Annotated in this window: 2 protein-coding genes (1 of these 2 cut by a window edge); both read left to right on the forward strand. The window is 72.7% G+C overall.

Annotation, left to right across the window (positions count from 1 at the left end):
• The first annotated feature begins 24 nt into the window (after window positions 1–24).
• Window positions 25–12,936, forward strand: coding sequence for an SDR family NAD(P)-dependent oxidoreductase (locus OG792_RS14850; protein WP_329110174.1), 12,912 nt, complete (start codon window positions 25–27; stop codon window positions 12,934–12,936).
• Window positions 12,933–16,655: the 5' portion of a non-ribosomal peptide synthetase gene (locus OG792_RS14855; protein WP_329110176.1), read on the forward strand. Its footprint extends 852 nt past the window's final position; only the first 3,723 of its 4,575 coding nucleotides appear in the window; it begins with the start codon at window positions 12,933–12,935; its stop codon lies off the right edge, out of view. Before OG792_RS14850 ends, OG792_RS14855 begins: the two co-directional genes overlap by 4 nt.

Genomic DNA, 16,655 nt, shown 5'->3' on the forward strand with positions numbered 1-16,655 from the left:
GTCGCCACCAACGGGAGAGAACACGTGGAACGTCCGGCCGTTCGCTGCGTCCTTCAGCTGACCAGAGACAACCCGATCGTCGACGATCATCGGGTCTACGGGGTGCGCACCCTGCCGGGTGTGACCTTCCTCGACATCGTGTACCGCCTGCTCGACGACAGCGGATTCCCGCTGGACCGTACGGAGCTGACCGATGTGTTCTTCGTCGAGCCGGTGGTGACCACCGAGACGTTCGACCGTGAGCTGGTCGTCCTGGTTGAGCCGGACAGCGCCGTCTTCCGCGTCACGGCGACGAGCCGGCGCGTGCACGGCGGGGCCCCGCTCGACGATACGGAAACCACGCATCTGCGGGCCACCGTACGGACCGATGCCCGAACGCTCACCGGTTCGCCGCGCCCGGTGACGGCCACGGCGTCACGCGACATCGCCGAGGTCTACACGACCGGCCGATCGGCGGGGATCGAACATCGGACGTTCATGCGGTGCCTCGGCACCATGCAGGTCACGACGGATCGGGTACGGGCGGAGCTTGAGCTCGGCGACGAGGCTCGCGCCACGGTGGAGGATTTCCTGCTGCATCCGGCCCTGCTCGACGGCTCGACCATGCAGGCTTACGCGCTGGCGTTCGCCGGTGTCGATGCCGACGGCCGCCCCCTGATCCCGTTGCACATCGAGTCCTTCCGCGCCGTCCGGCCACTTGGCGATGCCTGCACCGTCGAGCTGAGGCTCGCACCGGCCGGGCCGGCCGCCGACATCGTGAAGGCGGACATAGACCTGTACGACCGGTCGGGCGCGCCGGCCGCCCAGTTCGTGGGACTGGTCCTCAAACGAGTCCGTTCCACCTCGGCGATCACCCGGCTCACGACGCCGACGCCTCCGCCCGTACCCGATTCCGTGCCGGCTCCGCCAGCGGCGGACCCGGCCGGTGACCTCGCGGCCGTCCGGACGGAGATCGTCGCGCTGGTCCGGCGGGTTGCGGACGACCAGGGCCTGGAGGTGGAGGGCGACCGCGGCTTCTACGAACTCGGTCTGGAGTCGACGCATCTGCTCGCGCTGGTCCGGTCGTTCGAGCAACGGTGGAATGTGACGCTCTACCCCACCCTGCTGTTCGAGTACCCGACCGTCGACGCGGTCGCGGCTCACCTCCTGGAACTGCTTCCCGAGGGACGGAACGGCAGCACGAGCATCGCCGCGCGGCGGGCGGACCCGCCACCGACGACGACGTGCCTGACCGGCGTCTGGCAGGCGACCCCCCGACCGGCCGTACCGCCGGTCGCGTCCCTGCTGGTGATCGGCGATCTCCGGCTGCTGCCGGGCCAGATCACCGTGCGGCGCGGCCCGGCCTTCCGGCGACTGGGTCACCACGACTACGAACTCCGCCCCGGCGACAGCGGCGATCTCCGAGCGCTCCTCGCCGATCTCGACGGCCGACCCGAGGCGGTCGTGCACATCGGGCAAGCGGTCGGCCGGAACACGTCCGAGGCTGTGGAGTCGGCCTGCGGCGAGGTGCTCGCCCTCGCACAGGTCCTGCTGGACACGCCGGTGCCGATCGTGCACGTGTCGGAGCCGCTGGTCGCCGCCGCCGTGGCGGGGATGGCCCGCACCATACGCCTGGAACAGCCCCGACTCGCGGTGACCGCCGTGGAGTGCGCCGGTGACCCCGACCCCCGGGCGTTGCTCGCGGAGCTCGCGGCCGAAGGCGAGGCGTGGGTGCGGCACGCGGGTGGGCGGTACGTCCGCCGCTACCGCAGCGTGAACCTCGACGGTACGCCGTCGGCGCGGCTCGACGGCACCTACCTGATCGTCGGCGGGGCCGGTGGCCTCGGCCGGTCCCTGGCCGCGTCGTTGACCGCGCAGGGTGCGACGGTCGTGCTCGCCGGGCGTACCCCGCCGCCGGAGCCGCTGGACGCGGAGTTCGTCCGGGCCGACATCACGGTGCCGTCCGACGTACGGGCGCTGATCACCGGGATCGTCGCCCGGCACGGCAGACTGAACGGGGTGGTGCACGCGGCCGGCGTGCTCAGGGACGGCCTGCTACCCGGGAAGTCCCCCGCGGACCTGGCGGCGGTGCTGGCACCCAAGGTGCGGGGCACGCTCCTGCTCCACGACGCGACCCAGCATCTCGATCTCAACTTCTTCGTCGCGTTCTCCTCGGTGACCGGCGTCGCGGGAAACGTGGGGCAGGCGGACTACGCGGCGGCGAACGCCTTCCTCGACGCCTGCGCCCGCGAGCGCGGCTTCACCTCGATCGCCTGGCCGCTCTGGGCCGACGGTGGCATGCGTACCGATGCCGCGACGGCGGCGATGTTCCGTGGCCAGGGTCAGCTCCCGCTGCCGACGGCCGCCGGTCTCGCGGTGTTCGAGGCCGTCCGGAGCCGCCGCGGCTCCGAGATCGTCGTGCTGCACGGCGACCCGGACCGGACCCGCGAGGCACTGGGCCTAGCGCCGGCCGAGTCTGTGCCTTCTGTCCCGGTGTCGGCCGAGTCTGTGCCTTCTGGCCGCGTGTCGGCCGAGGCCGTGCCGTCGGTGAGCGCCGGCGGCCGGGGACCGTCCGGCGGGGACATCGCGGTCATCGGCGTCGCCGGGCGCTACCCGATGGCCGGGGACCTGGACGAATTCTGGGCGAACCTGCTTGCGGGGCGGGACTGCGTCACCGAGATCCCGGCGGAGCGCTGGACGATGGCCGGCTTCTACGAGCCGTCCCGCACCCCTGGCCGGTCGTACAGCAAGTGGGGTGGCTTCCTGGACGGGATCGACGAGTTCGATCCCGGGTTCTTCCGCATCACGCCACGCGAGGCCGAGGCCATGGACCCGCAGGAACGGCTGTTCTTGCAGACCTCGTGGCACGCGGTGGAGGACGCCGGGCTCACCCGGGCCGACATCGCCGGCCGGGCGGTGGGAGTCTTCGCCGGGGTGATGTTCACCCAGTACCAGATGCTGGGTCTCGGCGCCGAGGACCGGTTGCCGGTACTGCCGACGTCCTTCTCGTCGGCGGTCGCGAACCGGGTCTCCTACTTCCTGGACGCGCGCGGGCCCAGCCTGGCGCTCGACACGATGTGCTCGTCCTCCCTGACCGCACTGCACCTGGCCTGCGAGAGCCTGCGGTCCGGGGAATGCGAGCTGGCGCTGGCGGGCGGCGTGAACGTGATCGTCCACCCGTACAAGTACCTGCACCTCAGCCAGGTCGGATTCGTCTCGTCGGACGGCCGGTGCCGGGCCTTCGGCGCGGGCGGCGACGGGTACGTGCCCGGCGAGGGCGTCGGAGCCGTCGTGCTCAAGCCGCTGGCGCGGGCACTCGACGACGGCGACCGGGTGCTCGCGGTGGTCAAGGGCAGTGCGGTCAACCACGGTGGACGGGCCAGCGGCTTCTTCGTACCCCACCCGGCGGCACAGGCGGACGTGGTCCGGCGGGCGCTGCACCGGGCGGACGTCGACCCGGCGTCGGTCAGCTACCTGGAGGCGCACGGCACCGGCACGGCACTCGGCGATCCCGTCGAGGTCTCGGCACTGAGCCAGGTCTTCGGCGCCGGGCAATGCCGGCTGGGATCGGTCAAGTCCGGGATCGGCCACCTTGAGTCCGCCGCGGGGATCGCCGGGCTGACGAAGGTACTGCTCCAGCTACGTCACCGCACCCTGGTCCCGTCACTGCACGCGGAGCCGGCGAACGAGGCGATCGACTGGGACACGGCGCGGTTGAGCGTTCAGCGGCAGGTCACACCGTGGGCCGCCGAAGCGGGGACACTTCGGCGGGCCGGCGTCAGCGCGTTCGGTGCCGGGGGCAGCAACGCCCACGTCATCGTCGAGGAGTTCCCGCAGCCGACGGTGGCCGACGGGATCATCGCCGGGCCACAGGTGGTGCTGCTCTCCGCGCGTACGCCGCAGGCCCTGCGCGCACTGGCCGAACGCTACGCGGAGCTGGAGCTGCCGGCGTCCGACCGGGTGGCGGAGCTGGCGGAACTCGCCGGACTCGCCGACGCCGACCCGGAGGCCCCACTCGACGAACTCGGCCTGGACGCCGACGACCTCCGCAGGCTGACCCTCGTGCTCACCGACGGGCGCGCCGACCGGTCACCACAGGTGAACGCCCAGTCCAGCCTCTCCTCCCTCGCCGCGGCGCTCCCGCCCCGACCCGGAGCGGACATCCGACTGGCGGACATCGCGTACACCACCCAGGTTGGTCGTGAACCCATGGGCGAGCGGCTCGCGGTGGTGGCGAGCGACGTCGAGGAACTGCGGCGGGCGCTGCGCGGCTTCCTGGACGGCGCCGAGGTGGGGGCGTACCGGGGAACGGTCACGGGGCGCACCACCGCGGTCGCCGGGGATACGACCGACCCGTACGCCCTGGCCCGGGCATGGGTGGCCGGTGCCGCGCCGAACTGGCGTGAGCTGCACCGGGGCCACCGGCGCAAGGTCGCCCTGCCGGGCTACCCATTCGCCCGGGTGCGCTGCTGGGTCGACACGGGCTCCCCGGCGACGCCGGTGCGGCACCCGACCGCGGTCCCGGACACCGCGTCATGGGAGACCTGTGCACCGCCGCCCGCGCCGGTGCCGTCGAACGGCCCGATCGTGGTGCTCCATACGCCCTCATGGGCCGGCCTGGCGGCCGAACTCGCCGGCCGGCACCACGACGCGCTTCTCGCCGAACTCGGCACCCCGATCACGAGCGATCCACGCGTGGTGTACCTCCTGGCCGGGCCCGGGACGATCGGAGAGTCCGAGGCCGCGCGCGTCGCAAGCGGCGAGGCGACCGGCGTTCGCGCCCTGGCCGGCTATGCCCGCCGCTGGGCCCACCTGACCGAACTCGACTGGGTCCTGGTGACCGCCGGCGCCATGCCGGCACCGGGCCGCCGGGTCACCGATCCGTACGTGGCCGGGGTCGTCGGTTTCGCCCGGGTGCTGGAGAACGAGCATCCGCGCTGGTCCGTCGCGACCGTCGACCTCGATCCGGCGTACCTCTCCGCCGACCTGGTGACCGTGGGACAGCGGGGAACCCGCGTCGCGTACGCCGGGACGACCCGCCACCGTCAGGTGCTGCGCCCGGCCCCGGCCGCCGACGGGCCGGGCCTCCTGCGCCGCGGCGGCCGGTACGTGATCATCGGTGGTGCGGGCGGGATCGGCCTGGCGTTGGCCCGGCACCTCGCCGCCGACTGGGCTGCGGAGGTCGTGCTGATCGGTCGGCGCGAGCGCCCGGACGTCGCCACCGCCGGTGGGATCCGGTACCTGCGAGCCGACGCCACCGACAGCCGGCAGCTGCGGGCGGCGCTTGACGAGGTCGGCCAGGTGCACGGGATCGTGCACGCGGCGATGGTCCAGCGGGACCGGCTGGTCCGCAACCTCTCCGACGACGACCTCGGCGAGAGCCTGGCGGCCAAGTCCGGGGTGGCCGCCGCCATTGTCGACGCGCTCGGTGGGCGGAGCCTGGACTTCCTGCTTCTCTTCTCCTCCGCCCAGTCGTTCCTGGGCGACCCCGGTCTCGGCAACTACGCGGCGGGGTCCACCTTCCTCGATGCGTACGCCCACGCACTCGACGACCGCCTGCCGTACCCGGTCCGCGTCATCAACTGGGGCTTCTGGGGCACGGTCGGCTCGGTCTCCACCGAGAGGTACCGGGCCGACCTCATCGCGGCGGGATTCCACTCCATCACCCCCGAGACCGGCTTCACCGCCTTGGCGGACGCGCTGCGCCGGCCCGCCAGCCAGGTCGTCGTGGTGCCGGGCACGGCCGCGCTCCGGGAACGGATGGCCCCCAGCGAAAGGAAGGCACCGGCCGTGACGCCCACCGACGGTTTGCTCAGCAGCACGGACCTGCGGGTCGTCGGGGACTTCCACGCCGTCGACGAGCAGATGACGGCCATCGCGCGCGGAGCGTTGCTGGCACTGCTGGATCGGATGGGAGCGTGGCACGGGCCCGATCCGGACGTCGCCGAGATCGCCCGCCGCGTCGGCGTCGTCCCCCGGTACGAGCGGCTGCTGTCCACCCTGCTCACCATGCTCGCCGAGGCCGGTACGGTCGCCATCAGCGGCGGACGTCTGCGGCCGGGCCCCGCCGCGCTGGCCGAGGCACTCGCCGATGGCCACGCCCGGCGTCTCGACGACCTGGCCGCGACCCACCCCGCCGCCGCGGTGTTCATCCGGCTGCTGAGCCGCTGCCTCGACCGCTATCCGGACCTGCTGCGCGGTGACCTGCTCGCCACCGACCTGCTCTTCCCCGCCTCCGGCACGTCGCTGATGGAGGGGGTGTACCGGGGCAACCCCATCAGCGACCTCTACAACGACATCCTCACCGCGCGGCTCGTAGAGCACGTCGAGCGGCGTCGGCCGGAGCTGGGGCCCGGCGACCGGATCCGTGTCCTGGAGGTCGGCGCCGGCACCGGCGGTACGTCCGCAGGGCTGCTCCGGGCACTGGCCCACCACGGCGAGCACCTCGAATACTGGTACACCGACCTGTCGGTGGCGTTCCTGGCCCACGGTCAGCGGGAGTTCGGTTCGCGGTATCCGTTCGTGCGGTTCAAGCGGCTGGACCTCGACAGCGATCTCGTCGCCCAGGGCTTTCCCGCGGACGGGTTCGACCTCGCGGTCGGGGCGAACGTCCTGCACGCGACGTCGGACGTGGGCCGCGCCGTCCGACACCTGCGCGCCGTGCTGCGTACCGGGGGCGAGGTGTTGCTCAACGAGCTGACCACCGTCACCCTGGCGGCCACGGTGACCTACGGCCTGTTCGACGGTTGGTGGGCGCACAGCGACGCACACCTGAGGCTGCCCGGGTCACCCCTGCTGAACGTGGCGGGCTGGAACGCCGTACTGACCGATTCCGGGTACGACCGCGTCGTCGCGCTGCCGGGTAGCGACCTGACCGCCGGGAACTTCCAGCACGTCGTCGTGGCCACGGCGGCGCGCCCAGCCCCCGTGGCCCGGGGTGGCCCCTCGTTCACCACCGAGATTCTGGGCCTGACCTCCGCCGCCTCGGGGATCCCCGTCGGGGAACTCGACCTCGACACCGAGATCGGGGACTACGGCTTCGACTCGGTGAGTTACAGCCTGCTCGCCGGACGACTGAACGACACGTTCGGCTTCGACGTGACACCGGCGTTGTTCTACGAGACGGCCACCCTGCGGGCACTGATCGGTCGTCTCGAACAGGACTACGCCGACCGTCTCCACACCCGGTACGTGGCCGGCGTACCGGTGCCGGCGGAGCCTCCCGCGACCCCCGACCAGCCGGCACCGGCCCCGCGGCCTTCCACCGACGACCCGATCGCGGTGATCGGCGTGGCCGGCAGCCTGCCCGGCAGTCGTGACCTGGAGGACTTCTGGGCGCATCTGGTGGCCGGCGACGACCTGGTCACCGACGTGCCGGTGGACCGGTGGGACTGGCGCTCGCTGCCCGGCGACGTGCACGCCCGCCGTGGCGGGTTCATCACCGACGTCGAGATGTTCGACCCGCTGTTCTTCGGGATCTCGCCGGAAGAGGCCAACGGCATGGACCCCCAGCAACGTCTGCTGCTGCAAGGGGTATGGGCGGCGCTGGAGGACGCGGGCCTCGCGCCCGGCACGCTCGCGGGCACCGACGTCGGCCTGTTCGTCGGTGCCGGATCCAGCGACTACGACGAACTGCGGCGCGCGGCCGACGTCCCGATCGACGCCCACGCGGCCACCGCGACCTCGCCCACCATCCTGGTCAACCGCGTCTCCTACCTGCTCGACCTGCACGGACCGAGCGAGCCGGTGGTCACCGGATGTTCCAGCTCCCTGGTGGCGCTCCACCGTGCCGCAGAGGCGATCCGCGCGGGGGAGTGTGACATCGCGGTTGCCGGTGGGGTGAACCTGATCCTGTCGCCACACAACCATCTGTTGCTCAGCCGCACCGGAATGCTCAGCCCGTCCGGTCGGTGCCAGTCGTTCGACGCCCGCGCGGACGGCTTCGTCCGGGGCGAGGGCCTGGGCCTGGTCGTCCTGACCAGGGCGAGCCGTGCCGGCCGGCACCGGGTCCGTGCCCTGCTGCGCGGCACCGCCGTCAACCACGGTGGCCGGGCGCGGTCGCTGACCGCGCCCAACCCGGCCGGACAGGCGGCGATGATCGTACGCGCCTACGAACGTGCCGGCGTCGATCCGGCGACCGTGGGCTATGTGGAGACACATGGCACCGGAACCGAGCTCGGCGACCCGGTGGAGATCAACGGCCTGCGGCTGGCCTTCGACGAACTCGCGCGTCGTGGGGGTACCCCGCTGCCCGACGAGCCGTTCTGCGGACTGGGGGCGGTCAAGGCGAACATCGGGCACCTGGAGTCCGCCGCTGGCATCGCCGGGGTGCTCAAGGTGTTGCTGGCGATCCGGCACGGCGTCCTGCCACCCCTGGCGGGTCTCACCGAGGCGAATCCGCACCTGCGTCTGGCAGGCAGCCCGTTCCACCTGGTCCGGGAAGCCACCCCCTGGCTGCGCCCGGCGGGTGGCCCGCGCCGCGCGGGGGTCAGCTCCTTCGGGTACGGCGGCGTGAACGCCCACATCGTGCTGGAAGAGGCACCGGCACCGGCACCGTCCCGATCACCGTCGGCCGGTCCGTGGGTGTTTCCGCTGTCGGCCAGGACACCGGAGGCACTGCGTCGCTACGCGACCGCGCTGCGCGCCCACCTGGCACAGCCGGCCGAGCTGGCGGATGTGGCGTACACCATGCAGCACGGCCGGGACGCGATGACCGTACGGCTGGCGGTGACCGCCGGCGACCGGGACGTACTCGTCGCAGCCCTGGGTGCGGCGATCGACGGTGTGGACCATCCCGCGCTGGCCCGTCCCGGCGGCCCCACGGTGGCCGACCGGTGGGTGGCGGGACACTCGGTCGACTGGTCGGGCAGCGGCTCGCTGGTCGCGCTGCCCACCTATCCGTTCGAGCGGCGCCGGTGTTGGATCGATCAGCGTCCCCCGGCACAACCCGCGCCCGCGGCGCCGGTCCGGCGGTACGCGCCCCGCTGGCAGCCGATCGGAGACATCGCCGTACGCCCGCCGGCCACCGGACCCGTGTGGGTGCTCGGCGTCGACGACTACCCGGCGGCCGACGTCCATCGGGTCACGTCCGCGCCGCTCGACTCCCTGCCCACGCCCACCGTGGTGCACGCGGTGGTCACCGGCGGAGAGCCGGCCGTCCTCGATCTGTTCCGGGTCATCAAGCACCTACAGGCGCGGCCGGCTGGCGCGGGCGAGGTGTCGGTGACCGTCGTGACGAGAAACGCCGTCCCGGTGGACGGCCCGATCACCGACCCGGTGTCCGCAGCCGCGCACGGACTGGTGAAGTCCACCCGCCGGGAGTGCGAGCGGTGGCGGGTCAGCGCGGTCGACGTCGGTGCCGACGATCCCACCACCGTGTCGGTCGCCACCCCCGGCGACTACGCGCTGCGGTCGGGTCGCTGGTACCGGCGGATACTGCGACCGCTCGACGACGAGGCGGGGCCGCTTCCCGCGTTTCGCGACGGCGGCACCTACGTGCTGGTCGGTGGCACCGGCGACGTGGGCCTGGACGTGGCCGAGTACCTCGTCCGCGAGCACCGTGCCCGGGTGGTCCTCGTCGGTCGTTCCCGCCCGGACGGGGCCAGAGCCGCCCGGATCAGCGATCTCGACCCGTCGGGCACGCTGGTGGACTTCCATCGGGCCGACGCCGCCGACGCGGCCCAGCTCCGGGCGGTGTTCGACCGGGTGGGTGTCATCCACGGGGTGGTGCATTCGGTCACCGTGCCCCGGGACCGGTCGTTGGCGGCCCTGGACGAGAGCTGGTTCGCCGAGGGCCTGGCCGCGAAGACCCGGACCACCCTGGCACTCGCCGACGCGCTGGGCGTACGCCAACTGGACTTCCTGGCGGTGTTCTCCTCGCTCCAGTCGTTTCTCGGCAATCCCGGCCAGGCCGCGTACGCCGCCGCCTGTACCGCCCAGGATTCGATCGGGCACGCGCTCGCGGCCCGGTTGCCCTATCCGGTCCGGGTCCTGAACTGGGGGCCCTGGGCCGGCTCGGCGCTCACCGAGCAGCACCGGGACCGGCTGACCGCGGCCGGTCTTCACCCGCTCCCACCACGGACGGGAATCGAGGCATTGACCGTCGCGCTCGGCCAGCAGGAGGTTCAGGTGGCAGTGGTGTCGGGTACGGACGGCGCGCTGGCCGGCATCGGTGTGTCGACGCCGGCCGGGGAGGACGCGCCCGGGGAGACGCCCTGGCGCGAGGCCATGACCGCGGACCTGCTGGCGTTGATGCACGAGGTGGCGGGGCTGCGGGTGGGTGAGCTGGCGCCGGACGACGAACTTGGCCGGGTCGGCTTCGACTCGATCATGTACACGAAGCTCAGCCACCAGGTGAACGTGCGCTGGGACCTCGGCGTGACGCCGGCGGCGTTCTTCGGCGTGGCCACCGCCGGCGACCTCGTGACCAAGATCGTTCAGGAGTACGGCCCCACCCTCGCTATCCGGCACCGCCAGGCGCCACCCGCCAAGCAGACCGCGCCACCATCGCCACCACCACCGCCACCAGCGGCACCACCGCCACCAGCGGCACCACCGGCACCACCGGCACCACCGGCACCGCGCCGGTCGGTACCGCCTTCCGTGCCGGGCACCGGCGACACCCCGGACGCCGTCGCGATCGTCGGGATGGCCGGGATGCTGCCGGGCTCCGACGACCTGGCCGAGTTCTGGGCCCATCTCGTGGCCGGGGACGACCTGGTCACCGAGATCCCGGCGGACCGGTGGGACTGGCGGCGCATACACGGCGACCCGGAGCCGGGCCAGTTCCGCACCACGGCCCGCTGGGGCGGTTTCATGCGCCGGGTGGATTTGTTCGACCCACACTTCTTCGGCATCTCACCCACCGAGGCCGTGGCGATGGATCCGCAACACCGGCTGGTGCTGGAGGCGGCGTGGACGGCGATCGAGGACGCCGGCATCCGCCCCTCCGCCCTCGCCGGCACCGACACGGGTGTCTTCATCGGCAGCAGCACGTACGACTACTTCGAGTTGCAGCACGCCCTGGGTGTGCCACTCGACGGGTACAACACCGTCGGCCGGGCACACGCCATCCTGACCAACCGCGTGTCCTACCTGTTGGACCTGCACGGTCCGAGCGAGACCATCGACACCGCCTGCTCGTCCTCGCTCGTCGCCGTACACCGCGCCGCCGACGCGATCCTCCGGGGAGAGTGCGAGGTCGCGCTGGCCGGCGGCGTGAACGTGATCGCGTCGCCGACGCTGTTCGTCGACATGAGCCAGGCCGACATGTTGAGCCCGGACGGCCGCTGCCGGACCTTCGACGCCAGGGCCAACGGCATCGTCCGGGCCGAAGGCGCCGGGATGGTGGTGCTGAAGCGACTGGGCGCGGCGATCGCCGACGGCGACGTCATCCACGCGGTGCTGCGGGGCAGTGCGGTGAACCACGGCGGCCGCACCAACTCGCTGACCGCGCCGAATCCGGTGGCCCAGGCCGCCTGCATCGTGAAGGCACATCGCCGGGCCGGCGTGGACCCGCGGACCGTCACCTATGTGGAGACCCACGGCACCGGCACCGAGCTGGGCGATCCGGTCGAGGTCGAGGGGCTGAAGGCGGCATTCACCCAGCTGTACGCCGATCACGGCGTCGCGGCCGCGGGGCAGCACGTCGCACTCGGCGCGGTGAAGAGCAACACGGGCCACCTCGAAGCGGCCGCGGGCGTCACCGGGCTGATCAAGGTGCTGCTGGCGATGCGGCACCAGGAACTCCCCGGAAACCTGCACCTGGAGACGCTCAACCCGCACCTGCGCCTCGACGGCAGCCCGCTGCGGGTCCTGCGTGACCGCGAGCCGTGGCGCCGGGTCAGGACATCCGACGGCGCCGACGCGCCACTGCGTGCCGGAGTCAGCTCGTTCGGTCTCGGCGGGGTCAACGCGCACCTGGTGTTGGAGGAGTACCGGCCGGAGCCGGCGGTCGGTCGCCCCGGCCCGTACCTGTTCGTGCTGTCGGCGCGCAGCGCCGACCGGCTGCGCGGCTATGCCGAGCGGCTCGCCCGCTGGATGCACGGCACCGAGCGCCTCGATCCGGCCGCACTGGCCTACACGTTGCAGACCGGTCGGGACATGTTCTCCGAGCGGCTCGCCGTCGTCGCCGACGACGCTGGTGGCCTGGCGGCGAGCCTGGAGGCGTGGCTGGCCGGCACGACCCCCGCCGGCGTGTTCGCCGGGAACGGTCGGGGCACCAGCACCGCCCTGCTGCTGGACGGGCCCGAGGGACGTCAGTACCTGCGGGCCGTGGTGGACGCCGGCAAGGTCGACAAGGTGGCCCGGTTGTGGGTCGACGGCGCCGCGATCGACTGGGTCGAGCTGTGGCCGGGTACGGCTCCGCGACGTGTGCCGGCACCGACCAGTCCCTTCGCCCGGGAGAGCTACTGGATCACCCCGGGACCCCGGTTCGACCAGGTGCAGGTCGGCGGTACGGGACTGGTCGGCGTGGATCCTGACCACGGCGTCGAACCCGTCGCCGAGCCTGAGCCCGAACCCGTCGCCGAGCCTGAGCCCGAACCCGTCGCCGAGCCGGTGGGGGTCGCGGCGCTGGGCGGCGGCGATCCGGAGACGGCCGTCCGGCAGCACGTTCGCGGATTGCTCGCCGCACACCTGGGGGTGGCGCCGGACCGCTTGCCGCCGGACCGGGTGTTGTCCGACGCCGGGGTGGACTCGCTGGGCCTGCGCCGGCTCAGCCGACGCCTCGGTGCCGCCTACGGCGTGGACGTACCGGCCCGCATGTTCGGTGTCGGGCAGACAGTGCGCGTACTGGCGCGTTCGGTGTTCGAGGCGTACGGGCCCCTGCCGGCGGCGGGTGAACCCGAGCCGACGCCGGCCGCCAACGGCCTCGGCGCCCTCCTGGCGGGGCTGCGCGACGGATCCGTCCGGGTGGACGACGCCCTGGCCGAGCTCCAGCGGGGGACCACCCGATGAGCCCGGCACTGCGAGAGGTACTCGCCGCGGTCGCCGCGGGAGAACTCCCCGACGAGATCGCGGAGTCGCTGCTGCGTGGCCTGATCAACCCCGCGCCGGAGCCGGGACCGTACCCCCTGAGTCGCGGCCAGGCGGCGTTGTGGGCGATCCACGCGAGCGATCCCGGCACCACGTCGTACAACCTGCCGCTGGGGTTGTGGCTCGGTGACCAGGTCGACCCGGACGTGCTCGCCGAGGCGCTCGTCGCGGTGGTGGATCGGCACCCGGGGCTGCGGATCACGGTCCGGTTGGACGGCACCGTGCCGGTCCAGGAGGTCACCGATCGACCCGCCGAGGTGTTCCGGCTGGATCTCACCCAGGTGACCGACACCGAGTTCGCGGCGCGCCTGCGGGGTCTGGTTCACCTGCCGTTCGACCTGGAGCAGGACGCGTTGCACCGGATGTGGATCATCGCCGGGCCCGGTGGTGCGGCACTGCTGTTGCTGGTGTTCCACCATCTGATCACCGACGGCGTCTCCAGCCACCTGCTGCTGCGTGACATCGTGGCCTGTTACGACGCGTTGGCCGGCACCGGCGTCCTGCCGCCGATCGAACCGGCCGCGCCGTACCGCGACTTCGTCCGGTGGCAGCAGACGATGCTCGACGGGCCGGAGGCCGGCGCGCACCGGCGCTGGTGGCTGGAGCGGCTCGCCGGTGCGTCGAGTGCCCCGGTCCTGAACGCGATCGCCGACCGGCGCCGTGCCGGTCCGGCGCCGCGCGACACCGGCGCGATGGTGCAGATCCGCCTGCCGGAAACGACCTGGACCGCCGTCCGGGACACCGCCCGCGCGGCGGGACTGACCCCGTTCAGCGTCGTGCTCGGCGCCTTCGCCGCGCTGTTGCAGAGGCACTCCGGCCACCGCGACATCAGCGTGATGGTGCCGACCGACGGCCGTCCGACGCAGCGGTTCGACCGCACCGTCGGCTACCTGATCAACCCGGTGGTCGTACGGGTGGACTGTGACCCCGGACGGACCTGCGCCCAGCTGATGAGCGCCGTTCAGGACCACATGGTCCAGGCCGAGGAGTACGCCGCCTACCCGTTCGCCTCGGTGGTCGGCGACCTGCGCCAGACCTCGGACACCGGGGCGAGCTTCGACATCGGCTTCTATCTGCAACAGGGGGTCGGCGGGGACCAGGACATGGCGGCCGGGCAGACCGTCTTCCGGGACGCCCTGGGCTTGACCCAGGAAGGAGAGAACCCCCTCGTCGTCGAGGTGGTCCTGCGCGGATCGGCCGCACTCGTCTACTTCAAGTACGACCGGGACCTCTTCGACCGCGCCACGGTGGAGCGGCTGGCCGAGCACTACCGGCTGCTGCTGGAGGCCATCACCACGGATCCGGGCCGGACGGTCGCCGACCTCGACCTCACCACCCCCGCGGAGCGCACACTGCTCGAAGGCGTCAACGCCACGTACGCCGAGCGGCCGCACGACGTGACCGCCGCGGATCTGGTGCTCAACCGCGCGGCGCGGATCCCGGATCGGGTCGCCGTCGTGGACGCCGACGGCTCGCTGACCTACGCCGAGCTGGCCGGACGGGTACACGCTCTCGCACGTACCCTGCGCGACCGCGACGTGGGACGGGGAGACCTCGTCGGTGTCCTGTCGGGCCGGCGGGCGGCGCTGATCGTGGCGTTGCTGGCGGTGCAGACGGTCGGCGCCGCGTACGTCCCGCTCGACCCCGACTTTCCGGTGGCCCGGCTCGCCCACGTCGCCACCGACGCCGGGCTCGCGGCGGTCCTGGTCGATCCGGAGTTCGGCGACCGGCTGCCGGATGACGCGCCGGGTGCCCGGATCCCGCTCGGCGACCCCGGATCCGTGACCCCCGGCGAGCCGGTGGCCTGCCGGGACACCGACCTCGCCTACGTGCTCTACACCTCCGGTTCGACCGGCGAGCCCAAGGGCGTCGAGGTCAGCCACGGCAACCTGGTCAACTTCCTGACCGCGATGGCGGACCGGCCGGGCTGCGCCGAGGACGACGTGATCCTGGCCGTGACCACCGCCGGTTTCGACATCGCGGGCCTGGAGTTGCTGCTGCCGCTCACCCGGGGTGCCACCGTGCACATAGCACCCGCGGGCGTGGTCCGGGACGGTTTCGCACTGGCCGAACTGCTCGACGCCAGCGGCGCGACGATCGTGCAGGCCACCCCGGCGACCTGGCAGATGCTGCTGGCCGCCGGTTGGGCGGGCCACCTGCCGCGACTGCTCTGCGGCGGGGAGGCGATGAGCGCCGAACTCGCGGCCGCGCTGTTGGACCGGTGCGGCGAACTGTGGAACATGTACGGCCCGACGGAGACCACTATCTGGTCGTCGGTGCTGCGGGTACGCCGCAACCGCCCCATCACCGTGGGCACCCCGATCGCCAACACCACGTTCCACCTCGTCGGGCCGGACGGCGGACCGGTGCCGTTCGGCGCACCCGGGGAACTGCTGATCGGCGGCGACGGTGTCGCGCGAGGCTACCGTGGGCGGCCCGCGCTGACCGCCGAGCGTTTCGTCGGCACCGGGCAGGCCGGAGCGCGCCGCTACCGCACCGGTGACCTGGGCCGGTGGTCGGACACCGGGGAGATGGTGCTCCTCGGTCGCACCGACCGGCAGATCAAGCTCCGGGGACACCGGATCGAACTCGGTGAGATCGAAGCCGCCGTACGGCGTACGGGCGCCGTCGACGAGGCCCGCGTCGTGCTGCGCGAGGACTCGCCCGGACACCCCCGGTTGGTCGCCTTCGTCGTCGCTCCGCCCGACGTCGCGGCGACGATCGCCGCCCGGATCGGTGCCTGGCTTCCCGACTACATGATCCCGTCCCGGACGGTGGCGTTGACGAGTCTTCCCCTGACCCCGAACGCCAAGGTCGACGTGGCGCCGTTGACCGCGCTGTCCGTCGACGACCTGGTACGCCGATACGGTCACCGTACCGAGACGGTGACCGGTCCGGCCGGCGACGGGACGCTGCTTGCGGACCTGCGGGCGCTGTCGGCGGGCGTGGCCGGGGTGCCGCCGGAGGAGATCCCGGTCGATCGCCCGCTGGGCGAGGCCGGCTTCGACTCGGTCGGCTTCACCCGGTTGGCGATGGCCCTGCGGACCCGCTTCGGTATTGCCCTCGCGCCCACGGTCTTCTACGCCTATCCCGCGCTCACCGCGCTCGCGGCCCACCTGGCCGACCGCCACCCGGACGCGTTCGGGGCGCCCGGACAACCAGCCGGTGTCCGGCTGAGCGAGCCCGCCGCATCGGCCGCGGTGACCGGCTACCCGCCGGTGGCGATCATCGGCGTCGGCGGACGGCTGCCGGCGTCCGGGTCCCTCGGCGAGTTCTGGACCCACCTCGCCGACGGCCGCGACCTCACCGGTCCCTACCCGCTGGAGCGGGGCTTCTCCGCACAGGTGTTCCCCGAGCGCTTCCGTGGTTCCTTCGTCCGGGACGTGGACTCGTTCGACGCGGCGTTGTTCCGGATCTCGCCGCGGGAGGCGGCACAGATGGATCCGCAGCACCGACTCCTGCTGCACGCCGCGCACGAGGCCATGCTCGACTCCGGCTACGCTCCCGCCGGGCTGGCGGGCAGCCGTACCGGGGTCTTCGTCGGCCTCAGCGGGGCCGACTACCTCAGCCTGCTGGGCCCCGGCTCCCCGGAGATGGGTGATCACTTCCTGATCGGCAACGTCGCCTCCATCGCGGCCAAC

It is taken from the genome of Micromonospora sp. NBC_01699, from assembly GCF_036250065.1.
Classification (GTDB): Bacteria; Actinomycetota; Actinomycetes; order Mycobacteriales; family Micromonosporaceae; genus Micromonospora_G.